Consider the following 623-nt stretch of genomic DNA (forward strand, 5'->3'; position numbering starts at 1 on the left):
TTCTCCGGAATTTCCATTTCCATCTCGCCCATGTCTGCCATGCCAGCGGTCCCCATCGGCATGTATTCGGGCTGGATTTTCCTGATCTTTTCGGTGACGGATTTCTTGTCGACGCCAATGAAGGTGGGCACGTTGTGGCCCATAGCGTTCATCGTGTGGTGCGACTTGTGGCAATGGATCGCCCAGTCGCCAGGATATTTGGCATCGAATTCATAGGCACGCATAGCGCCAACGGGGATATCGATGCTGACCTCCGGCCAGCGGGCTTCTGGTCGCACCCAGCCGCCATCGGTACAGGTCACCTCGAAGTCATAACCGTGCATGTGGATCGGATGGTTGGTCATCGTCAGATTGCCGACACGGACGCGCACTCGGTCGTCCTTGGAGACGACGAGAGGGCTGATGCCCGGGAAGATGCGGCTGTTCCAGGCCCAGAGATTGAAGTCCGTCATCTCCATGACGCGGGGAACATAGGTGCCCGGATCGATGTCGTAGCCACTAAGAAGAAACACGAAGTCCCGGTCGACGGGCATGAACTTCTCGTCCTTGGGATGGATGACGAAGAAGCCCATCATGCCCATGGCCATCTGCACCATCTCGTCCGAATGTGGGTGATACATGAA

1 protein-coding gene is annotated in these 623 nt (G+C 56.8%); it reads right to left on the reverse strand.

Annotated elements, in window-relative coordinates; all coding sequences use genetic code 11:
• On the reverse strand, positions 1 to 623 hold a 623-nt coding region (locus ACP7E0_RS35055; RefSeq protein WP_426131982.1), incomplete at both ends, for a multicopper oxidase domain-containing protein.

Source organism: Pararhizobium sp. PWRC1-1 (assembly GCF_049897905.1).
Lineage (GTDB): Bacteria > Pseudomonadota > Alphaproteobacteria > Rhizobiales > Rhizobiaceae > Pararhizobium.